Below are 22,677 nucleotides of genomic sequence, written 5' to 3'. Positions count from 1 at the left end.
TCCTCATTGTTGTTATACATAAAAGGCAATTCATTGCTGAATTGCCTTTTGAAATTTTATTATTATCTTAATTTATCAACTACATTCACAATAGCTGCTAACGTATCTTGGCCAAATTGATAAGACCTTCTATCTGACCATCCATAATATAGGTCAGGTAGGTCGGCATTGTCTTTAAATGGCATTTCAATGGTATATGCCAAGGCTTTAAATGCTTCACCAACGGCACATGAAGCAACGGTCAAGTTAGCCTCACCCGGTGCATCTTTGTCATACCCAAACTCATCTTGAAACTCCGGAGTAATTGCCAATAATGCGGATTTAAATGACTCTTCTAAGTCTTTTAAACGTGCATCATAACTTGGAATACCTTCTCCGCCAGCCACAAAGTTATATGGCAAAGCTTCATCGCCATGAATATCAAGATACAAATCTAGCCCTGACTCATGCATTTTATTCAACACATGAAATACTTCAGGTGATTTATCTAACGATGGAGTGGCCCATTCACGATTCAAATTCACGCCTTTCGCATTGGTACGTAAGTGGCCGCGAACACTGCCATCAGGGTTCATATTTGGTACAATATAAAACACAGCTTTAGATAATAGAGCAGCTGCATGCGGATCTTCATCATCTAATAATTTATGTAGTAGACCTTCGACAAACCATTCAGCCATGGTCTCTCCAGGGTGTTGACGTGCGGTGATCCAAATCACTTTCTTATCGTCGCTGGGTTCTCCCACTTTTAGCAAACTGATATCTCGCCCATCAAGTGTTTCGCCTAACGTCTCAATTTCACAAATATCGTGGCTTTGTGCCCAATAAACTAAATCTAAATGGCGCTCATAACTATAAGGCGCAAAATACGCAAAGAACGTATGTGAAAACTCAGGTTCAAAATCGATAACTAATGAACCATTTTCATAGGTACTTGGTACACGAAACCAAGTTTGACGGTCATAGGATGCAACCGCTTGGTAACCTTCCCATCCTTCAGGATAAGCAGATTTTTCTAAGCCGTTAATATGTAGTTTATGAGATAAAAATGGTGTGCTTTCTAAACGAAAATGAAACCATTGGAAAAAATCAGACTCATGGTCCTTATTAATTTCAAGCTGAATATCTAGCGGATCTTGTTGTGAGATCACCTTGATATTACCACTGTCAAAGTTACTAGTGATGTTCATTCTTTACCCTAAATTGAGTCTTTTTTGCAATATGTAAGATCTAAACGTCATGTTTAACCTTACTTTGATAAATACACATCTAAAATGTTAGTTTTGTGTAACACACAACAGCAAGGGTATCATACCCATACACGTTCAAAAACTAAAAAAGCCAGCAAATGCTGGCTTTTTCGAACAAACTACAAATTAACGCGGTAAGCTTGGAAATGCAACTTCAGCCATGTCACGCATTACACGTACAACCTGACAGCTATAACCAAATTCATTGTCATACCACACATAAAGTACAGCACGATCACCATCAACAATTGTCGCTTGTGAATCAACCACACCTGCATAGCGGCTACCAACTAAGTCGGTAGATACAATTTCAGTAGATGAAGTGTAATCAATTTGATCACGTAGGTCTGAATACAATGACGTATCACGTAGGTAACCATTTAACTCATCACGATCTGTTTCTGAATTTAGATTCAAATTAATGATTGCCATCGATACATTTGGAGTAGGAACTCGGATTGCATTACCCGTTAGTTTACCTGCAAGTTCAGGTAACGCTTTCGCAACGGCTTTAGCAGCACCTGTTTCAGTAATAACCATGTTTAATGCAGCACTGCGACCACGGCGCTCTGCCTTGTGGTAATTATCAATCAAGTTTTGGTCATTTGTGTAAGAATGCACAGTTTCAACGTGACCATTTTTAATACCAAACTTATCATTGATAGCTTTTAGCACTGGTGTAATTGCATTGGTTGTACAGCTTGCTGCTGAAACAATTTTATCTTCACTTGCAATATCTTGGTTGTTTACGCCATATACTACGTTTTTAATTTCACCTTTGGCAGGTGCAGTTAACAACACTTTTGCTGCGCCTGTCGATTTAAGGTGTAACCCTAAACCATCTTCATCTTTCCAAATACCGGTATTATCTACAATTAGAGCATTTTCGATACCATATTTAGTGTAATCCACCTCATCTGGTGAATTTGCATAGATGATTTGAATGTAATTACCATTTGCTTTAATGGCTTTCTTTTCATGATCGACTGTAATAGACCCGTTGAACGGACCGTGGATTGAATCACGGCGTAATAAGCTTGCACGTTTTTCTAAGTCACCGTCTCGGCCACCACGAACAACAATTGCACGAAGGCGTAAATCAGCGTGAGAGCCGCCACGTTCAATCAATAAGCGCGCCAATAAACGACCAATGCGACCAAAACCATATAAAACAACATCTCTTGGTTTCTGGCCATCGCCTTTATTTAATAATTCAGACAGTTCAGCATTAAGATACTCTTCGATTGAACGGCCTTCGCCTGCATTCTTGTAAATATATGCATAAGCTAATTTACCAAGATCAATGCGAGCTGGTGCGAGGTCCATTTTGCTAATCGCTTCTAAGAACGGGAAGCTTTCACGTAAACGCAATTTACTTTCTTCAAAGCGTGCCACTGTTTTATGTGCTTTAATTACATCAATAACACTGGTATTTACAAGAGGACGACCATAGATGGCGATTTCAATACCTGAATTACGGTATAAACGGCCAATAATTGGCTGCATGTTTTCTGCGTAATCTTGGCGTTCTTGCCAACTATTTTGATATTCTTGCTCGTGAGATAAGGTCATTTTTTTCTGCCTAATAAACAATTTTTTGAACGGATAGCCCTTCTGGGCAATGGTATTCTAATTTAAACTGCTATGATTCTCCACTGTTACCGATTAAATCATTGCGTTAAAATGGTAAATATAAGAAGAAAGAGAGAAACGAAAATGGTATTAAGACAATCCCTTGTCTTATCAACACTGCTACTTGTGGCTTGTGATCAGCCACTTACATTGAGTCGTGTTTGTAAAGAAACACCTGGCTTTTGTACCGATTTAAATAAAGATAGCCATTGTAAAGACCAGCGTGCTGAAGTAACAATTGCCAGATATATAGAATACAAAGACCCTACAGATGATAACGCGTATCAATTATTAAAGTTGTTTGAAAAGTATGATGAGTGTGTTTCTTTGGCTGCTAAAATTGAACATATTAAATTAAAAGAAAAAACAACGTCACGTGTTGAAGGGCACCTTACGAGCCTAAAAGAAATGAATCGAATTTACCAAGATTCTCTCGATACAACACACCCAGGGTTACTTTACTACCATTGGTCTCGCAACAATAATCAAACAGCGATGAATAAACTACTCAAAATGGAAGACTCACCAAAAGTCACCTCTGATCCAGAAATTCAATTATTCTTAGCCTCGTATTACGCAAAGTTTGATGACGAAAAAACCATTAACTTGCTTTATAGAGTACTTGAGCTCAACAAAGAAGGTGAAAAGCCGAATATTGAAGTGTATACCTCCCTTACTAGCCTATTCTTTAAACAAAGAAAGTTTAAGCATGCGTATATCTTTTCTAAAGTTGCTTTGATGTCAGGGTTTGAAGACATCGATATATTGCCAGTTACACATCAAATCACCAGTAGAGGTCAGTCTCTTGCGCCACTTGATGACTTAGCAGCTGAAACATTTAATAATATCCATGATGGTACATTTGTTTCACCAAGGGAGTTTTAATCACTCACAGCTTGAATACAAAAAAAGAGCGCTCCCAATCGGGCCGCTCTTTAGCTTTAACTTTAAGTCGGAAAGTTAAATTTTTACACTTTGCTTTTTAACTCATTGGTCACTGTCGCTAACCCAACTTGCGATATTCTTCCTGTGATTTCTTTTTGTTTTGCACTCAATAAAGAAATACCTTCTGCAACCATATCATACACTTTCCAAGAACCATCTTTACTTTGCCTAAACTTGAAATGCATATCAATATCTGGACCAGCTTGTTCTTTAATCAATACTTTCACAGTTGCAAAGTCACTCTCTTTACTCAGTGGCAACTCTTCAAATATGACTTCTTGCCCTTTGTATTGCAACAAAGCCGATGCATAAGTGCTAACCAAATAATTATCAACGGCAGAAATAAATTCAACCGCCTCTGCACGCTTAAGCCCTTTAATATGTTTACCTAATAGTTTGAACGAAACAAATTTAACATCAATGTGAGGCATCAACCGACTACGAACAATGTTTTTCATGGTGCTGCTGTCTGCATTTCCATCCGCATTCACATGCTTTATATCTGCAAACATTTTGTCGCCAACTTGATTTATCAACTGAAATGGCGATTCAGCGGCAAAGCTAAATGTAGAAAAAAGAAATAAAGTGGCAACTAGTAATTTGTTCATAAGTAACATCCTCAATGTTCAATAGTGCTATGTTACGTAAAAACATCATGCTAAAGAAGATACAATAAAGCACATATTTGATGCCCTTGCGGCACCAATTAAATTTAAAGGTCGTAACATATTCCGATAACACGCATTTTATCTAATTATTGACAAAATAAATGTGAGAATTTGTAAGGAATATTGAAGAAATGTGTCAAGAATAAAAATAAAAAATTAGATTAAATTCAGTTAGATACTGAATATTGCATCCATCAAAATAGTAGAAGACGTCATTACACGCTTTAGACCCGCAGATGTAAGCACACAACAGTACTTTATGTGCTTATATTTCAAGATGATACTACCTATGCGACTTTAACGACTTGATAAAAATGGCTCGTACCTGTCATACGTGCAGACAACGCAGAGTGAATATTCTCAGCATCAAATGCAATAATTTCTTTTTCAGATAAACACAGTTGCTCTTGCTGTAAATAATCAGTCAAAACATTACCCAAAAATGACATCCGTTGCTGAGCACAAATACTTTTTGCCAACCACGCACCAGGCAGAGAAACTATGCCAATATTTGGAGCTTTCATAAAGAGCAATGACTCATCAAGCTTAGCCAACCCTGACACACAACTTATGCGACCACAAAATTGCAACAGCTCAAGCAATTTATTGGTATTTTGACCTGATAAGTCAATGATCCCTTGAACATTATCAACACCAAAGTACTGCTGGATCTTCTCTGCAATATCATTTTCTTTATCATCAATGACCAGTTCTGCTCCGAGTTTTTTCAAGGCCGTTTTACACTGTTTAGGCGACGTTGTGACAACTGTTAACCCTTGCTGTTTGGCCATTTGTATCGCCAACTGTCCAACACATGTATTTCCAGCTTCAATAAACACCGTATCGCCCTCATTTAATTGCAGCTTGTAGAGGGCAATAAGGGCGGTCATACCCGGAGTTGGTAAACTAGCTGCAACTGCTGGGTTAATGTCCGGCGGTAATACAGTCAATGCAAAATTAGGCACTTTTACATATTCACTTAGTACCCCTTCACTGGCTATATCGTTATGCCACATGACCCTAGTGCCAACTTCTGGATGCACACCTTTGGGCCCAGCAACAACAGTACCAACCGCATCTAACCCAAACACTCGAGGGTACTGCCAACAAGGTGTGCCTTGTTGAGCAAACTTGGCATCCAAACCATTTAAACCGACATACTCGATTTTCACCAGTACTTCTTGGTCGCAACACACAGGCATAGGTATCTGTGCGTTCTCCAATTTAAAGTCCGGACCAACCCCGGTCAATAAAATTGCTTTCATTTTGTTTGGAAAATCAACCATAACTCTCTCAGCTTTAATACATTACGTAATGACTTATGGCGTCCGTGCCGACTCACTATCATGAGCCAATATTGTGTCAATTATTAGAACATTCTATTAAGGTTGTCTCAACCTAAACTTTACAAGAGGCTGCCGCTTGCTGCTCTTGCTCAACCGCTTTGGGGCTTCTACGATTTACAAGCATATAGAATACGGGCGTGAATAATAGTCCAAATACCGTCACACCTATCATACCAAAGAATACCGCAATCCCCATTGCATGGCGCATTTCAGCACCGGCGCCGGATGCCATCACTAATGGGATAACCCCTGCGGTAAACGAAATCGAAGTCATCAAAATTGGCCTTAATCGTAAACGGCATGCTTCGATAATGGCCTCAAAATAACTCTGTCCTGCATCATTCTGCTCTTTTGCAAACTCCACCATAAGAATGGCATTTTTACACGCTAATGCGACCAGTACGATTAATGCAATTTGAGTGAAAATATTATTGTCTCCACCAATCCACCACACTCCAAGTAATGCAGAGAAAATAGTCATAGGGACAATTAATATAATTGCCAACGGTAAGCGTAAACTTTCATATTGTGCCGCCAGAACCATAAACACTAATAGTACAACCAGTGGAAATATGTACATCATAGTATTACCCGCTAATATTTGCTGATAAGTCACGTCTGTCCACTCAAAAGCCATACCTATTGGTAAATGTTTTGCAAGTATTGCTTCCATTGCTTGCTGAGCTTGATCTGAACTAAAACCGGGTGCGGGGCTACCATTTAACTCAGCACTTGGATAGCCATTATAATGCATCACTCGATCCGGTCCTGTCGTTGGCGTCACCGTTAGCACAGATCCCAATGGCACCATATCGCCTCTGGCATTTCGTACTTTTAAGTTCAATATTTGTTTCGGGTCTAAACGATGTTCCGCTTGTGCTTGTGCCGTTACCTGATATGTCCTGCCAAACAAATTAAAGTCATTAACATAGAGCGAGCCCATATAAACTTGCAAGGCTTGAAACACTTCCGATAAAGGGATCCCTTGAATCAAGGCCTGTTCGCGATCTATGTCAATATCCATTTGCGGCACTTGTATTCTAAAACTTGAAAATAAGCCCGTTAACGCAGGGTCTTTTCGTGCTTCATTGGTCACTGTATTCAATGCCGCGAATAATGCCTCAAAACCTTTGTTGTCACGATCTTCTATTTGTAGCTTAAATCCACCCGTAGTACCTAGCCCTTGAATGGGTGGCGGCGGGAATACAGCCACGAACGCCGCATCAATTGCCGTAAAGCGTTTATTTAGTTCCATGGCAATTGCCATCGCCGACTGGCTTGGATCTGTTCGATCCTCAAATGGTTCCAATGGCGTAAATACAATGCCTGCATTTGGGCTATTCGTAAAACCATTCACAGATAGGCCAGGGAAAGAAACGGTATTTGCAACACCTGGCACTTGCAGTGCGATTTGTTCCATTTGCTTCACAACGTCTTCGGTACGATCTAAGCTCGCCGCATCCGGTAATTGTGCAATGGCCACCAAATACTGTTTGTCTTGTGCCGGAATAAAGCCGCCAGGCACCATATCAAAGAGCTTTACCGTTGAACCCAGTAGTGCAATATAAACCACTGCAATAACAGCCGACATCCTAATCAACTTTTTGACAAGTTTTTCATACCCTGCACTACTTTTATCAAAAAACCGGTTAAATGGATTAAATAGCCACTTAGCGAACAATGTGTTCAATACTCTGGTCAAAAAGTCTGGTTTACTGCCATGAGGCTTTAATAACATCGCAGACAAAGCCGGTGATAATGTCAAAGAGTTAATTGCAGAAATAATCGTCGAAATAGTAATGGTTAGTGCAAATTGCTTATAAAATTGCCCCGACAAACCGGTAATAAACGCAGTAGGAATAAACACAGCACATAAGACGAGCGCAATCGCAATAATAGGGCCTGTTACTTCATTCATAGCGACTTTCGTTGCTTCAACTGGGCTCAGTCCTTTCGCAATATTACGTTCAACATTTTCCACAACCACTATCGCATCATCCACCACAATACCAATGGCGAGTACGAGCCCAAACAGTGATAAGGTGTTTATAGACACTCCTAGCCATTGCATAACTGCAAATGTGCCAACCAAAGATACGGGTACTGCTATAAGCGGAATAATAGATGCACGCCATGTTTGCAAAAATAAAATCACAACTAAAACAACCAATACAATCGCTTCCAACAATGTCGCAATTACCGCATCAATTGAGCCTCTTACAAATACAGTTGGATCATAGACGATGTCATATTCAACACCCTCTGGAAAAGAGTGACTCAGCCTTTTCATTGTCTCTCGAACCTGATCTGATAACTCGATTGCATTCGAACCCGGTCTTTGAAATATAGGCATTGCTAATGCTGGCTGCCCGTTCAACATTGCCCGAAGTGCATATGAATTCTGACCTAGTTCAATTCGTGCCACATCGCCTAGACGTGTCAATGCGCCATTACTACCAACTTTGATAACAACTTTATTAAATTCTTCAATACTACTTAAGCGACCTTTGACATTAAGCAGTACCTGAAATTGAGCTTCATTCGCTGTAGGCTGAGCACCTAAACTACCCGCAGCAACCTGTTGGTTTTGCGCTCGAAGCGCACTTACGACATCCATCGCTGTAAGTTGGCTCGCGGCCAATGCATCTGGGTCCAACCAAACACGCATAGCGTACTTACCACCACCAAATAATTGTACGTCCCCCACACCTGGAAGACGGGCGATTTGGTCTTTTACGTATAAATCGGCATAGTTTGATAAATAAGCAGTATCATGGGTCTTTTCTGGTGAAAACAAATGGACCACCATAGTAAGATCTGGTGATGCCTTTTCAGCAACGACGCCTAAGCGTTGAACTTCCTGAGGCAAACGTGGCAATGCGCTATTTACTCTGTTCTGAACTTGTACTTGCGCTCTATCCAGATCAGTACCTAATGCAAACGTCACGGTCAATGTCATACGTCCATCACTGGTCGCCTGTGAAAACATATACAGCATATTTTCAGTACCATTGATCTCTTGCTCTAAAGGTGTGGCGACGGTTTCAGCAATGACTTTAGGGTTCGCACCAGGGTAATTCGCAGTTACCACAACCGTCGGTGGCACCACCTCCGGGTACTCACTCACCGGCAATTGAAACAAGCTAATTGCACCCGCTATGAGGATCACCAGTGACAGCATAGCTGCAAAAATAGGCCGCTTTATAAAAAAGTGAGAAAACGACATACTATTCTCCTCGCTGCATTGTTAACGCTGGCAACACGTGCTGGGTATTACCTAATACGAGTAATTGATCTTTTGTGCTAATTTCTACTATCTTTGGAGAGATTGGCATGCCCGGCCCAACTCGCGCAGGCCCATTGACTGCAATTTTATCACCCACTTGTAAGCCCGAAATAATGGCACGCAATGTTCCGTATCTTTCACCTAGCGTCACTAAGCGATATTGCAAAACATCGTTTTCATCGGTTACCAGTACAAATCGGTTTTTCAGATCAGTACCAATTGACTTTTCGGGCACCAATACTTGTTCTTTAATATCACTTGTTGCGAGACGAATACGTGCAAATGCTCCCGGTTTTAAATGTGACTCAGCATCAAAAATGGCGCGTACTCTTAATGTACCTGTTTGCTCGTTGATCCGATTATCAACAAAATCAATCACACCTTGGTGAGCAAAACTTTGCTGGGCCGTTAGCTGCATTAATACGGGCGTTTGTTTATCACCTTTTAAGGTTGCGAAAGCATTTTGCCAAGTCCGCTCATTGATATCAAAATACGCATATAAGTGAGAATCAGATACAATGTGAGTCAATTCACTTTGCCCCGCCTGTACTGTATTTCCTGTTGTGATCTCTGCGCGAGAAACCACCCCATCTATCGGCGCTATAACCTGTGTAAATGTTAAGTCTAGCTGTGCAGCATCTAACTTTGCTTGTGTCGCAAACACATCCGCTTGACGTTGCGCTAAAACAGAACGACGACTTTCAAGTTCTTCTTGTGCGATTGAGTTGCTCTTAGACAGCCGCTCCGCACGTTTAGACTCATTTTTTGCCTGTTGTAATACCGCATTTGCACTGGCTAACTGCGCAGTCAGTTCTGCAACTTTTGTTTGGAAAGGTCTTTGGTCTAAAGTGAATAGCGAGTCTCCCGCGCTGACCTTCTGCCCTTCTCGAAAATTAACCGAGTCAACAACCCCAGAAACCCGGGGTCGCAAGCTTACCGATTCAACCGCCTCTAGTCGGCTGGTATACGTAAACCAAGATTGCACGGGGTAACTTTGTACTTGTGCAATATCAATCGGCTGCTTAAACATTTGTGTTGCAGGTGCTTTAGTTTCTGCATGCGTTTCCGTACAACCTGATAGATATGCCAAACCGGCAAGAATTGATAGTACAAGTAGTGGTTTTTTCATCTTTAGACCTCCAAATCATAATACGGCACAGTGTAACGGTCATATAAAAGACAAAAAAGCATCGATTTTTAAACTCTTTAGTGCCAAAATAACACCAATAGTCATTACAAAGAGAAGATAATGGATATCGGCACACGATTACTCATGTTTTTAGACGTCGTAGAACGAGGTTCATTTGCCAAGGCGGCGCAGATACGAAATATAGATCGCTCCGTGATATCAAAACAAATTGGTCGATTAGAAGATGAGCTGAGCGTCCGCTTGCTCAATAGAACCACGCGTTCTTTTTCGTTAACCGCAGCCGGCGCTGAAATGGTAAAAAAAGCACAAGAATTGAGAAAGCTTCTGAGTGAAACCCAGTTACTTGCCGAAAATTATCATACAGAGCCTAAAGGTTTACTGCGCATAACCAGCTCAACTATCGTTGGTCGACGGTATGTGCAGCCCGTGATCAATGAATTTCAAAAACGCTTCCCACAAGTTGAAGTTGAGTTGCGTTTAGAAGACCGACTCGTTGATATTGTTGGAGAAGGTTTTGACCTTGCATTTCGAGTCGGTGAGCCCAAAGATTCCTCGCTCATCGCCAGAAAAATAGCGCGAAACCGACTCGTCATGCTCGCAACCCCCCAATTTCTCGCAACATATGGCACTCCTAAGCACATCGATGAACTTACCGAGTTACCTGCGGCAACATATGCAAGTGAAGGCCTACGCTTTACTGGCGTTAGTTACTTTGACGTAGATGACAATGCGAAGGAAATGCCAATTAAGAGCGTGTTTCGTTCAAATGATGGAGATCTCATTCTGTTAAAAGTACTTTCTGACACCGCATTTTGCGTGGTTCCTGCATTTTTAGTTGATCAAGAAGTTAAACGCGGTGAGCTCGTGCCCTTTTTAACCGATGTTAAACTCATGGATTACAGTGCGATGTACGCGGTCTATCCACATCGGGATCTGCCTGTTAGGACTCGGCTTTTTTTCGATGCTATCAGAGAATATATTGGTAAAGATACGCCAATTTGGGAAAACAATATACCGAATTACTCTGCAATGTATGGTTTTGAGTCACCAAAGGCAAGGCCACTATTTTGATAAAAGTGACAACAACCAATGCCACCAAGAGAGATTGTTTGGCTGTTTCTTAGTTGGATGGTATTTATGCAACTTAGCTCGACGCTCTGTCGCAATGTTTGCCACTGTGGTAAAGCGTGCTCGCTGCGATGTATTCATCTCAGTAATATCGGTATTGCTCTTTGACTGTGTTCGACGACTTGGTTTTACAGAACTACACATTGTACTAAACCCAGATTTAATAACGCTTACTCAATAGACCGAGCCACATCATAAAACTGTTCATTTTAGGGGCTGTTGATCTTTCAGATTCATTTTTGCAGCAGTTTGATTGGATTTTATACAAGGCAGAGGCTGCGTAGCATGGTTATTCCATGTGAGTCAGCCGATAACATAGTAGAAAAGCCAATCAAGCGCTGCCTACCGGTTCTTTTGAGCACCCCTTTCTCTTTGTTGCTTAATATTCGCTTAGATCACTAGGCCACATATTAAGCGCCGCGATAAAAGCATGCTCAAAGAGAACAAAAATAGAACAGTAAAGATCAATAGCCCCTAATACTTACGTAGCGCAGATTTCACCATACCTGATGACTCAATCCATTTGATACACGCCGCTAAGGGCAACGCTTCGCTAATTTTAAACCCCTGAAAGTAATCACACTCTAACGTAATTAAATAATCAATCACACTATCATTATCGACCCCTTCAGCCACCACACTGCAGCCCAAACGCTTCGCTAAGAATACTGCAGTTTCCACAATCACTTTGTCTTTTTCATTGTTAATGCAATCATCAATAAATGAACGGTCAATTTTTATTTGCGCGATTGACAACTCTTTCAACAGCGAGAAGGAGGAAAACCCAGTACCAAAATCATCAATACTCACTGAAAAACCCATTTCAATCAGAATTTCGACTAGCTCATTAGCCTGATCCAAATCAGTCATCATCATGCTTTCAGTTAGCTCAAACATAACATGCTGTGCACTTTTTTGAGAATGATTAACCTGAGCTGCGAGTAAATTCACCAGATCTTTGCCTATGAAATCTTGACTCGATAAGTTGACATGTACAATTAGATTAGGCTCCGCTTGCAGCAATTGTGGTAAATCTTGAAAAACATGACTGATCACAAATAAACTGACTTGTCGAATCATGTTATTATTTTCAGCAATAGCAATAAAACTTTCTGGCATTATCACAGAGCCATCTTTTTGCGGCCACCTTAGTAACGCTTCTACCCCATGAATTTCACCTGATTTTGCTGAAACAATTGGCTGATAGTAAACCGTCAACTCCCCTCCATTTAACGCTGTTTTTAAACGGCTAATTAAATGAAATTCATCATCAGAGTCTTTGTGAAAGTACGCATCAAAAATGACTAAACTTTGTTTTGTGCGTTTTGCGCTATACATGGCAATATCAGCTTGCTTAAGTAAGGTAACAGCATCTTTGGGCTGCTGCCTGTCATAGGCACTTGTGCCTGCGCTATAGTGAATATCCACACTGAGCTCGTCAACAATTAATGGTGCATGCAGTTCGCTCAATAAGGCGTTATTTTGCGCATAAATATCTGTTTCTTGACGCCCTTGAATCACAATGACAAACTCATCTCCTCCCATTCTATAAATAGAATTATGTGGCAATAGTGCGCGAGTAAAACGTTCAGCCAGCCCTATCAGGACTTTATCACCAAACACGTGGCCAATTGCATCATTCATTTGTTTGAAGTTATTTAAATCTATGAGCATTAATGCAAAGTCCATATCTGCACTTTGCAGATCGGCTATTTTTGCCATGCACCTTTGTCGATTCTCTAGACGCGTTAAATAGTCATGATGGGCATTAAAACGTTCTTTTTCTATAATGTTAGCCAGCTCTTGTAAACTCTCTTGCGACATACCATTAATAATAATGACAAAGACAGCCCCGAAGAACAAAATAAATGAAATGCCAACATCAAGCATATTCGCTTGGCTTTGCTGCAACAAATAAGCAGAAAAAGTGATATAACCAAGAATAAAGAATAAGATCAGGCCTAATAATACTCGCCATCCTATCCGAGATGAGATCTGACAAATTTTTACTGCTGACTTTAATGAAAAACACAGGCCTAACGCACCAAATAATACTAGAAATAATGCAAGTAAATTCACCTAAGCATACCTATGCAACAAATATGCTTTGAGTATAGTTTATTATTGCTAACCTGCTGGAGCACAGGTTATCGAGGCTTCAATGTAAGACGCCCCGATTCAGTTCTGTGCAGCCCTGCTAGCTATTTCGCAAAATATGATATAGCTGATCTTTAAGTTGCAAGCGCTGTTTTTTTAACGATTCGAGATAGGCATCTGAGGTATTTTCAACCCCATCTTCAATACGAATGACCGCATGGTCAATTTCATGATAATCATCAAATAAACGTGAAAAGTGACGATCATTCATTTTCAAATGGTGAATTTTATCTTTGAACTCTGGCAACTCTTTAGCCAGACTATGACGCTCTATATTCATATTGATTTCCTATTCTTACGTTGAGTTCATACCAGTTATTATCCACTGGCTACTGAATTAATATTACGTAAAGGGCAGGATCAGTCTTTGATCTAAGACATAAGAAAGGCCCGAAATTACCTTCGAGCCGATAAGAAAGCAATTTTGAAAAAGCGTTACGGCTTTGCCGTTGATTCTCTCGTGATCAGCTTTGCTTCAAGTGTTGTTTGCAATACGCCAACGTCTGCGCCACCTATTTGGTTGATTAAGAGCTCAACCGCCTGACGCGTCATTTCTTCCACGGGTTGAGCAATGGTTGTTAAACCCGGCCAAATATGGCGTGCAATAGGGGCATTATCAAAACCTGCGATAGAAATATCCTCTGGCACTTTAAGATGGCGCTGTGTAGCCAACTTAAGTACCGCAGCCGCCATATAATCGTTGGAGGCAAACACCGCACTCGGGCGAGGTGTTATATCTAATATGGCCTTTGCACTATCAGCACCAGAGTGATAACTAAAATTACCTTCTGCCACCAATGCATTGTTGAATGCAATGTTATGGGTTGAAAGCGCGCGTTGATAACCTGAAAAACGCTGTTCGGTCGCGCTATGATCTGGGTGTCCTTTTATAAAGGCAATATTAGCATGACCTAATTCTATTAAGTGTTCTGTAATTTCAAACGCACCTTGTTCATCATTACTGCGTACCGATATTGACTCATCGTCTTCAATTGCAGACGCGACACGTGCATAATTCACATTCTTACGTTTTAGAAATTCAATCAATTCAATTGAGTCTGAAAAAGGCGGGGTTAATACTAAACCATCAAGTCGTGATGTAGTCAGTAGATTTTCAATATTTGCGATGAGCGCATCCCCGCGTAGCTCACAAGGGTGTATCAACAAATTATAATAATGTTTGTGGCACGCTTCCAATGCACCACTTTGCACCCGGGTAATATAACTCTTACTCGGGTTATCGTATAAGCAACCAATAATAAAGCTACGATTACGGGCCAATCCCCTTGCGATAGGGTTCGGTGTATAATCCAGCTCCTTAAATACCTTAAGGACTTTTTCTCGCGTTGCAGGGCTTACATTTGGTTCATTATTTAGCACACGAGAAACCGTTTTCTTTGATACTCCTGCGTACGTAGCAACACTATTAATGGTAACTTTTTTCATTCAGTCCAAACCCTAACCTTGGCTACGCTCATGAATGCATGCAGCTGCACCTATGAGTGGTATATTGTCTTGTACAACCAATGTCACCGGTATTTGCCCGGCATACTGCGACATTAACCCTTTTTCAGTAAATCGTTCTACAAACCGACTTGATAATAAGCGATCTGACATTCTAGGTAAAATCCCTCCCCCTATGAACACGCCCCCCAATGCACCAAACGTCAAAGCTAAGTCCCCTGCCACACTGCCTATCCAATCACAAAAGTGATTCAAGGTTGCATCGCACACTTCGCACTCTGACGCTTTGTCACTGACTTGCGCTGCGGTTAAGTTTAAAGGTGTTATGCCTTTAACCTTTGCCATTGTTCGATATAGACGCGCTAAGCCGCGGCCAGAAAAGACATCCTCAATGGAGATATGCTGCAACTCTGAGCGCATTTCATTGACCAATGCTCTATCTAAATCCGTCACCGGTGCCAGCGAAATATGCCCAGCTTCACAGCTCATAACAGCACACCCATTAATATCTCTCACCAAACAGGCAGCACCAAAGCCGGTCCCCGGACCCATAACGGCTATATTCGCAGTTTGTTCAGCCTGACCCGACTTTATGGTGATATTTTTATTTGGATCTAAATAGGGGGCTGCATAAGCAAATGCTGCAAAATCATTAATAACAGACAGTTCATCAAAACGCATGGTATCTTTAAGATCTTGGCTATTAAAATGCCAACCTAAATTGGTCAAATAGACTTGATTTGCTTTGATAGGGCCTGCAACAGCTAAACATGCTCGTTTGGGGGTTTCAATACTTAATTGTGCTAAATAGCAATCTAACGCAGCCTCAAACGATTGAAACTGTGCACTTGGAAAAGTGGCCTGGTGAGAGATCGTAAATTGGTAAGTATCGCAGTTGTACTGTGTGATAACGGCAAAACGCGCGTTTGTTCCCCCAATATCAGCAACGATGATAGGGTCAAACTTATTCACCTGAATGTGTGTTGTCTGGCTCATGCTGTTTTCTCTTTTGTCATTGCGCTTATCACGCTTTGTTATTATGCATAGAGCTATCACTCCCCTGCACTTTATTCCATTCGTCAATCAGTTAATTTTGCACGTTAACTGACGTAAAAAAATGCTGCCCACATAAAATGGACAGCGAATACGTTTTGACAACAAAATGATAAAACGCCCTCATTATGACACCGGTGTCACATTTCATCAATAAAAATTTAGTAGAATAACGAAATTGGTTGAAATATTTATGTAAACCCTGACAATGTTCAGGTTACATTGATTTGAGAGCCATATGAAAAATAAAGGTAAAGCCACATCATTCGATATTGCCCATTATGCAGGGGTATCACAATCAACGGTTTCACGTGCTCTCAGAAATAGTCCGTTAGTGAATGAAGAAACCCGGCAACGAGTGCACGACATTGCCAATCAACTCAATTATAAAGTAGATAAGAATGCCAGTAACTTACGGACACAACAAAGTAGTACATTGGCGCTGCTACTCTTTGAAGACCCGACGACTGATGAATCTCAAATTAATCCTTTTTTTCTTAGTATGCTGGGCAGTATCACCCGAGCATGTGCCAAAGAGGGCTATGACCTCCTCGTCTCTTTTCAATCAAGTAGCTCTGACTGGCGCGCCGACTATGAAGATAGCCATCGCGCTGATGGGATCATTCTACTGGGATACGGTGATTATTTAGATTATCAATCTAGACTACAGCAACTCCTTGATCAAGATACTAAATTCGTCTGTTGGGGTGCAACCGTTGATAACCACCCAGACCTTACCGTCAGCTGTGACAACTATGGTGGCGGGCAACTTGCCGCGCAACATCTCTATGCGTTAAATCGGACCGATTGTGCGTTTATTGGTGATGCGTCCAATCACAGCCCTGAATTTTTCTCTCGTTACAAAGGATTTAAAGATCAATTTGACACGTATGGGGTCACCCTGAACGACCGAAAAATCGCTAACGCCATTTCTACTGAAGAGTCTGGGTATCACGCAACCAATTCTTTAATTGCCAATAATATTTCCTTCGACTCATTATTCGCAGCCAGTGATTTGATTGCTATCGGGGCAATACGCGCACTACTAGAAGCCGGTATTAATGTGCCCGAAGATGTGCATGTTGTCGGCTTTGATGATATTCCTGCTGCCAGTTATGTCTCGCCTTCACTTACCACTGTACAACAAAACACCACACTCGCTGGTCAGATGCTAGTCTGTAATTTACTCTCGTTGATAAAAGGTGAAACGGTCGAATCAACATTACTCCCACCATCACTGGTAGTTAGAGCATCGTCTCACACAAAGCGCTAACATTTGACCATTAGCGCTTTGAATCTGCTTTGAAATTGAATTTATTTTGTTTAAAAACGAGTAGGTTAATCTTCGCTCGCATAAAAGCTGGTGGCTTTATTGGTATTCCCTTTCCCATCATATTTTACGGACAGTGGATAAGGAAAAACAGGCCGAGTACGGACAACCTTACCACTTTTATCTTCCTTCTTTGTGAGTAAACTGTCAGGCGCTACTCCCCCAACAACCCAGTTTTCTAATGCCGTTAACGCATCATAAGTACTGGGGCCCGGCCCTTCAATTCCGCAATGTACAACCCCTGGTAATAAGAATAACCGCGCAAAATCTCTGACGTTCAGTTGATTCTGTGACATAAACTCATCGACTGTTTCGTACCAATCAATGGTCGCGTAAGCAGGCACTGCGGCATCAGACCAACCATGTAAGATCAGCATTTTCCCGCCGGTTTGTTTAAACGCTCGCAAATCGGGGTCATCCGCGTTCATAAATTGACTCACCTCAGCTAAGTTTTGCCGTTCATCTTCATACGAGAAATCTCGCCAGTCATAGTCAATATCAAGCGCTTTCGGATAAGCGATGTATTTTAAATATTCAGTCGCAGCGTAGTAGTAAAATGGTTTCAATTGCGGTATTTGAGGCGCAGCCCACCCTAACCGCTCAGGCTCAGAACCTTAAGGTAGCCCTCCAAAAACTTCTTCACCCTGACTATTTAAAGAAGGTGCATATAAGGCATTAACGGCTGCGACTTTATCTTCCAATAAACAGTTCTTTACCTTACCAGCCTCACACTGCAATGTAGCGGGTTTAAACGAGCAAATACGCGGATCACCAATAACACCATCTATAATGCCATCATCACCATCACATTCACTCATCACCGCCTTTGCGATCATCGCCACATCATCAAGGTTTAAAATGGGTTGGTCATTGTGATCTAAAATGGCTTTGGCGTTATCCATACAATTCACTAAGTTTACGTCGGTATAGTTAATTGTTGGCCCTCGGGCAATCACACCATCAAAGTCGTTTGGATAACGTTTAGCCGCCATCACCCCCGCATGGCCACCTTTTGAGCACCCTGTAATAAACGAATATTGCGGCTTGCTATGGTAATACTTTTCCATAATCTCTTTAGCAACCACGACCACAACATGATTGGCGCGATACGCAAAGTCAATTTTTAACTGTTCATTGTTCCTTGCCCATTTGCCATCAAACCCATAAGCAGTATGACCACCATCATGACTCATCGTCGCATACTTTCTGATGATACCAGCCATACTCGGATAAGGGCTTACCTCGCCACAAAACCCCATACATGCGTTGAGCAAATATTTTTGGTTCCACAGCGCCCTTGCAGGAAGTCTCAACTGAAAACGAATTGTGGGCGTTACATAGCCCTCAACTAAACAATGGTTGGGTAGGTCTTTTGCAGCTCTGTCGACTGGCGCACCCATTAAGCGGCTATATTTATACGCCCAATTCGCGGCTTCATCACTCATCGTATAGCTTTGTACAAACCGCGACTTAATCACATTTGCCGCCGCTTCACCGCCTTCTAATTTGGAAAAATCAGCAAATTGTAAAGCAGCACATGCGCGCACTTCCACTTGGCTAACTTCAGCTGTAGCCTGTGAAATTTGGGAGTAACTTAGTGCAGCTAAAACAGCCAAAGACATAAAGCTTTGCGCACCTTTATGTAACGTATTCATCATATCCCTTTATCTCCTTTAAATATGGGAAAAGTCATAACTGATAAGTCAGCTATAGTGATATGACGATAATGAAAAAGTTTGATTTAATGTTTTTTAGTAAGAAATAAGAATTGGTCATATTGAGAGGACTAAATAGTTGGCCCCCATGCATAGCTGTTTTTGTTAGCATTAAATACTGTTTCTACATCAATTTAGGTGTACCGCTTACTTTTCCCAAACCTATGAATTTACAACATCACTCATTTTTTAAGTCTGATCACTTAACGACTACATTAGCGACTACTTGTTAATTTCAATTTGTTTATTGTGGCTCCATAAATCCGAATATTTAGAGGTGTCCAATGGCAAGAAAGCGTCGAACATTTAGTAAAGAATTCAAACTTGAAGTCGCTTGCTTCGTTTGAGGCAAAGGCTACTTCCTCCAAAAAGCATGTCGCGCTTTGCATATTGATGAAACCGCTTTAAGGTGCTGGGTACAACAGCTTGAGATTGAACGAAACAGTGAAATACCTAAATCCAAAGCAGTGACCCCAGAGCAACAAAAGATTCATGAGCTTGACGCCTGAATCAATCGCTTAGAGCGAGAAAAATCGATACTAAAAAAGCGACTGTAGCCTTTTTTAGTATGCCCTTTCTAACTCAATACGTTGCATTTGCTTTTTAAGCTCACGAATTTGTATTTGTTCTGGTGTCATTGTTGCTGCTGTCGAGAGTTGATCTCTACGTTCTTATTTAAGCTGATTAACCCGTTTGCTCACCGTTAATTTACCAACGTCCATTTCTTTGGCCGCTTCTTCTTGTATATAACTTTGGTCTACCACCAGCTGAGTTGTTTCTAATTTAATTGCCGCAGAATAGGTTACGCGTTTTAACTGCGTCATTTCTTACCCAAATTTATGTGCTAAACCACATAACATTTCTTGCTCAATCGGTGACCAAATCAACAATGCCACTACAATTGCTCTAACAATTTATTATGGGTACAAATGCGTAGGCGTATCCACCTTTAAAATTTACAACATATTAATTAAAGTGAGCGCGCTTGCTTCCCCCTGATTTTAAAATACTTGCTTACAAAACTGCTGTTTACTTTTAATACAACCGAACTGTACCATTAATTGAAAAATAACAATGAAAACAGGATATTTGAATGAAAAACACCATGCTTTTTTTTCAAGCTGAGTTTTACCACCTTAATATTTCTTTGTTCGCACTCTTTTGTTTATGCAAATGAATCAATTCGCGACTTCGTAAATGGCAATATCAATATTATCGATGGTCGCTTTGATCGATACAATTATTACCAAGGCACACACCCTGATGGACAAAAAATCGATCCTTTTGACAAAAATATCACTTGGCAAAGCACCAGAAAATTCACGGGGTCATGGTATGGGATAGCTTGGGATGACGCTAACTTTACCAACTTAAAATTTGCAGGTCCTTCAACTACGGGAGGCGTCAAATCAGCCCCTATGGCGGTAAAAAAAGGGAGTAAAACTTACTTTGTCATTAATGGTTCTTCCGAACTGTATCCAGAACATCAGCAACCACATAGCCGCATGGTCGCTTATTCTAGCCTAGCGGTCATGGTTGCGTCATTCGATAACAACACAGGTAAAGTCTCAGCCCCGGTGACCGTCCACGTAAAAGGTACGGGCGATGGACATGATAATGCGGTGATTAATATAGACGACCAAGGTCACTTATATGTATTTGTTTCAGGGCGAGGCCGCGTACGAGGTGGCTTAATATATAGAAGTAACCGCGCAATTAACGACCCTTCTGGTCTACCATTAGAAGGTGGCTTTAAAATCGTTTATTCCGATAAGTTTCAACAAAAAGACTTTTGCGAAACAGGCCTTACAAAAACTTGTCAACATCGTGAAAATAACTACCTCGGATTCACCTACCCTCAAGTATGGTGGATTGAATCAAAGAAAAAGTTTTTAATGGTTCATACTCGTTATGTTGGTGTACATAATTCGCAAAACAATAACAATTGGATAGCGGGCGACCCTAACTATATCCGTGCTACATACACGTCTTGGATCACACCGCAAGGCAGTGATACCGTCAAGTTTACGACTCCAAGAGAGTTAATTGCTTTAACAAAAAAAGCTACCCGAATTCTACGCCACAAAGCCATTACTTTGCTAAAGGCCACTACAATGTCAGTAAAGAAAACAATGGTTCTGTCGCAATAGCATTTAATGTGCATCTACGAGACAGTAATCCAAAGCAATACTCCCCTTCAGATAACAGAACAAATTTATATTTTATGTACACCAACGATGGTGACACGTGGTACAACCATAATAACGAGCTGATACTCTCCGAAAACGACTCAATTAATGAAACAGCTGAACTTAAACGCTTTGAAGTGAAAGAGTATCAAAGCATAGAAAACAACCATTCAACCGAGTCATGGTGTAGTGAACAAACGAATAGTTACTCCACGGTATGCCACCGAGTTTACCTGAAAGATCTTGATTTTAGAGTCGATAATCAAGGGAAGCTGGATCGCGCAGAGCTACTTGTTGCAGGTAATAGCAGTACTACATATGGCCCTCACCCGAGTAAATTCATTGCTGATCAAGACGTGTACACCAGTCGCTTTTCTTTATCTGACTCACAATGGCTTGAAGAAAGAGTAACAAACCGATTTGCTAATGAGAGTAATGGCGCAATGTTATCTGGTTGGCCCAAGATAGATCATAACTATTCGTCTGGCGCCATTAAAATAGCTGGTAACAGTGTTAAAATTGCAGTGCCCATTGCCTCACTCAAGGATGGCTTTGCCGGCGGAGAACGTATTGCTTTATTGAATAATCCTAATGGTGAATTAGGTAACTGGCAATCACCTATTTATACCGATAACTATAAAGATCCAGGTTACAGTGACAACAATGTCAGAGCAGTTCATCACGCTGACGGAACAAGCGGCATCGACTTACTATGGAGCCGAGGTTTAGCTACGGGGCCGAACCCAGATGGCAGCGCGTCGCAAATATATATTGGTGACTGGTCAGCTAACAAAGCGATGTTACCACAAACAGATATTGCACTTAGTGGGCAACAGCTTATATTAGCAACACAAGACATGAACCGTAACAATGATCAAGGATGCCATTCACAATCTGGCACAGAACAGGTTGGCAACAAGTGCGTCAAAACACAACGTGCTTATTTTAAGTGTGCCGATGGTTCGAATCAAACTTACGGCCTAGCCTGTCCGCAAGCTAGCACCAGTAATACATATAGTGCCCATAATGGCCTATATTATTGCCGCAAACCTGCAGTTATGAGCAATACAAATGGTCAATGGCGTTGTGACGTTGACTTACCGAAAGATTCAATTACTGAACGTAATTTGAAAGAATATGCATATACTTGTAATACGAACAGTGATGGTAAAGTACATTGTCAGCGAGGACTAGAGTACTCAGAAAAGTACTACTGTGGCGATGGATTTTCAATCGTAAACTATAATCAATGTGGTAAAACATATACACCTAGATTTACCAAAGCGTGTGCAAACCAAAATGCCACCATAGTGGGTGAGTATTGTTTAATACCGTAAACGATTAAAAATAATGTATGGCGGTAT

The 22,677-nt window shown here is 41.1% G+C and carries 16 protein-coding genes and 3 pseudogenes; 6 read left to right on the top strand and 13 right to left on the bottom strand.

What is annotated here, in order from left to right:
• Nucleotides 1-62 precede the first annotated feature (62 nt).
• Together J8L97_RS06445 and J8L97_RS06440 are read right to left on the bottom strand one after the other, a co-directional pair.
• Complete coding sequence (locus J8L97_RS06445) at nucleotides 63-1,190, bottom strand: M14-type cytosolic carboxypeptidase (protein WP_211048296.1); 1,128 nt, start codon at nucleotides 1,188-1,190, stop codon at nucleotides 63-65.
• Between the two features lie 186 nt (nucleotides 1,191-1,376).
• Nucleotides 1,377-2,822, bottom strand: coding sequence for a glyceraldehyde-3-phosphate dehydrogenase (locus J8L97_RS06440; protein ID WP_192506976.1), 1,446 nt, complete (start codon nucleotides 2,820-2,822; stop codon nucleotides 1,377-1,379).
• A 144-nt stretch (nucleotides 2,823-2,966) separates the two neighbouring features.
• On the opposite strand from J8L97_RS06440, the gene J8L97_RS06435 reads away from it, so the two are divergent.
• Entirely contained in the window at nucleotides 2,967-3,767 is an 801-nt protein-coding gene (locus J8L97_RS06435; protein WP_211048295.1) for a DUF2989 domain-containing protein, read from the top strand.
• A gap of 83 nt (nucleotides 3,768-3,850) precedes the next feature.
• Here J8L97_RS06435 and J8L97_RS06430 read toward each other — a convergent pair whose 3' ends face one another.
• The 4 genes from J8L97_RS06430 to J8L97_RS06415 form a co-directional block, all read right to left on the bottom strand.
• Entirely contained in the window at nucleotides 3,851-4,435 is a 585-nt protein-coding gene (locus tag J8L97_RS06430) for a phospholipid-binding protein MlaC (protein WP_192506974.1), read from the bottom strand.
• 347 nt (nucleotides 4,436-4,782) lie between these two features.
• Nucleotides 4,783-5,781: a zinc-binding dehydrogenase gene (locus J8L97_RS06425; protein WP_211048294.1), complete on the bottom strand. Its 999-nt coding sequence runs from the start codon at nucleotides 5,779-5,781 to the stop codon at nucleotides 4,783-4,785.
• Nucleotides 5,782-5,893: 112 nt separating this feature from the next.
• Nucleotides 5,894-9,067, bottom strand: coding sequence for an efflux RND transporter permease subunit (locus J8L97_RS06420; protein ID WP_211048293.1), 3,174 nt, complete (start codon nucleotides 9,065-9,067; stop codon nucleotides 5,894-5,896).
• A 1-nt stretch (nucleotide 9,068) separates the two neighbouring features.
• Entirely contained in the window at nucleotides 9,069-10,256 is a 1,188-nt protein-coding gene (locus J8L97_RS06415; protein WP_211048292.1) for an efflux RND transporter periplasmic adaptor subunit, read from the bottom strand.
• A gap of 120 nt (nucleotides 10,257-10,376) precedes the next feature.
• Between J8L97_RS06415 and J8L97_RS06410 the strand changes: the two genes are divergently transcribed.
• Complete coding sequence (locus J8L97_RS06410) at nucleotides 10,377-11,348, top strand: LysR family transcriptional regulator (protein WP_192506970.1); 972 nt, start codon at nucleotides 10,377-10,379, stop codon at nucleotides 11,346-11,348.
• Here the strand turns inward: J8L97_RS06410 and J8L97_RS06405 are convergent.
• The 5 genes from J8L97_RS06405 to glk form a co-directional block, all read right to left on the bottom strand.
• A complete protein-coding gene (locus J8L97_RS06405) occupies nucleotides 11,340-11,549 on the bottom strand; it encodes a hypothetical protein (RefSeq protein ID WP_211048291.1) in 210 nt (69 codons plus the stop codon). The two genes, J8L97_RS06410 and J8L97_RS06405, sit on opposite strands and share 9 nt — an antisense overlap.
• 330 nt (nucleotides 11,550-11,879) lie before the next feature.
• Entirely contained in the window at nucleotides 11,880-13,484 is a 1,605-nt protein-coding gene (locus tag J8L97_RS06400) for a bifunctional diguanylate cyclase/phosphodiesterase (protein WP_211048290.1), read from the bottom strand.
• Between the two features lie 118 nt (nucleotides 13,485-13,602).
• Entirely contained in the window at nucleotides 13,603-13,842 is a 240-nt protein-coding gene (locus J8L97_RS06395; protein WP_192506967.1) for a YdcH family protein, read from the bottom strand.
• A gap of 155 nt (nucleotides 13,843-13,997) precedes the next feature.
• Complete coding sequence (locus J8L97_RS06390; RefSeq protein WP_211048289.1) at nucleotides 13,998-15,008, bottom strand: LacI family DNA-binding transcriptional regulator; 1,011 nt, start codon at nucleotides 15,006-15,008, stop codon at nucleotides 13,998-14,000.
• A gap of 12 nt (nucleotides 15,009-15,020) precedes the next feature.
• On the bottom strand, nucleotides 15,021-16,022 hold the full coding sequence (glk, locus tag J8L97_RS06385) for a glucokinase (protein ID WP_210997050.1): 1,002 nt from the start codon (nucleotides 16,020-16,022) through the stop codon (nucleotides 15,021-15,023).
• 295 nt (nucleotides 16,023-16,317) lie between these two features.
• On the opposite strand from glk, the gene J8L97_RS06380 reads away from it, so the two are divergent.
• Nucleotides 16,318-17,352: a LacI family DNA-binding transcriptional regulator gene (locus tag J8L97_RS06380; RefSeq protein WP_211048288.1), complete on the top strand. Its 1,035-nt coding sequence runs from the start codon at nucleotides 16,318-16,320 to the stop codon at nucleotides 17,350-17,352.
• A gap of 65 nt (nucleotides 17,353-17,417) precedes the next feature.
• On the opposite strand, the pseudogene J8L97_RS06375 reads toward J8L97_RS06380, so the two are convergent.
• A pseudogene (locus J8L97_RS06375) lies at nucleotides 17,418-18,809 on the bottom strand (tannase/feruloyl esterase family alpha/beta hydrolase).
• A gap of 599 nt (nucleotides 18,810-19,408) precedes the next feature.
• On the opposite strand from J8L97_RS06375, the pseudogene J8L97_RS23435 reads away from it, so the two are divergent.
• Nucleotides 19,409-19,630: pseudogene (locus tag J8L97_RS23435) on the top strand (transposase); the annotation flags it as partial.
• A gap of 44 nt (nucleotides 19,631-19,674) precedes the next feature.
• Here the strand turns inward: J8L97_RS23435 and J8L97_RS23430 are convergent.
• Nucleotides 19,675-19,948, bottom strand: a pseudogene (locus J8L97_RS23430) (transposase); the annotation flags it as partial.
• A gap of 594 nt (nucleotides 19,949-20,542) precedes the next feature.
• Between J8L97_RS23430 and J8L97_RS06365 the strand changes: the two are divergent.
• Nucleotides 20,543-21,274 (top strand): hypothetical protein, encoded by a 732-nt coding sequence (locus J8L97_RS06365; protein ID WP_211048286.1) that lies wholly within the window; start codon nucleotides 20,543-20,545, stop codon nucleotides 21,272-21,274.
• 8 nt (nucleotides 21,275-21,282) lie between these two features.
• Entirely contained in the window at nucleotides 21,283-22,650 is a 1,368-nt protein-coding gene (locus J8L97_RS06360; protein ID WP_211048285.1) for a hypothetical protein, read from the top strand.
• The last annotated feature ends 27 nt before the right edge of the window (nucleotides 22,651-22,677 follow it).

The organism is Pseudoalteromonas sp. MMG012 (assembly GCF_018100875.1).
GTDB lineage: Bacteria > Pseudomonadota > Gammaproteobacteria > Enterobacterales > Alteromonadaceae > Pseudoalteromonas > Pseudoalteromonas aurantia.
The sequence above is the reverse complement of the archived record's forward strand: the minus strand, read 5'-3'. Positions and strand labels throughout refer to the sequence as shown.

Excerpts from the sequence above, each read along its gene's own strand:
- J8L97_RS06445 (WP_211048296.1), bottom strand. The coding sequence starts at position 1,190 with ATGAACATCACTAGTAACTTTGACAGTGGTAATATCAAGGTGATCTCA.
- J8L97_RS06440 (WP_192506976.1), bottom strand. The coding sequence starts at position 2,822 with ATGACCTTATCTCACGAGCAAGAATATCAAAATAGTTGGCAAGAACGC.
- J8L97_RS06435 (WP_211048295.1), top strand. The coding sequence starts at position 2,967 with ATGGTATTAAGACAATCCCTTGTCTTATCAACACTGCTACTTGTGGCT.
- J8L97_RS06430 (WP_192506974.1), bottom strand. The coding sequence starts at position 4,435 with ATGAACAAATTACTAGTTGCCACTTTATTTCTTTTTTCTACATTTAGC.
- J8L97_RS06425 (WP_211048294.1), bottom strand. The coding sequence starts at position 5,781 with ATGGTTGATTTTCCAAACAAAATGAAAGCAATTTTATTGACCGGGGTT.
- J8L97_RS06420 (WP_211048293.1), bottom strand. The coding sequence starts at position 9,067 with ATGTCGTTTTCTCACTTTTTTATAAAGCGGCCTATTTTTGCAGCTATG.
- J8L97_RS06415 (WP_211048292.1), bottom strand. The coding sequence starts at position 10,256 with ATGAAAAAACCACTACTTGTACTATCAATTCTTGCCGGTTTGGCATAT.
- J8L97_RS06410 (WP_192506970.1), top strand. The coding sequence starts at position 10,377 with ATGGATATCGGCACACGATTACTCATGTTTTTAGACGTCGTAGAACGA.
- J8L97_RS06405 (WP_211048291.1), bottom strand. The coding sequence starts at position 11,549 with ATGTGTAGTTCTGTAAAACCAAGTCGTCGAACACAGTCAAAGAGCAAT.
- J8L97_RS06395 (WP_192506967.1), bottom strand. The coding sequence starts at position 13,842 with ATGAATATAGAGCGTCATAGTCTGGCTAAAGAGTTGCCAGAGTTCAAA.
- J8L97_RS06390 (WP_211048289.1), bottom strand. The coding sequence starts at position 15,008 with ATGAAAAAAGTTACCATTAATAGTGTTGCTACGTACGCAGGAGTATCA.
- glk (WP_210997050.1), bottom strand. The coding sequence starts at position 16,022 with ATGAGCCAGACAACACACATTCAGGTGAATAAGTTTGACCCTATCATC.
- J8L97_RS06380 (WP_211048288.1), top strand. The coding sequence starts at position 16,318 with ATGAAAAATAAAGGTAAAGCCACATCATTCGATATTGCCCATTATGCA.
- J8L97_RS06365 (WP_211048286.1), top strand. The coding sequence starts at position 20,543 with ATGGCGGTAAAAAAAGGGAGTAAAACTTACTTTGTCATTAATGGTTCT.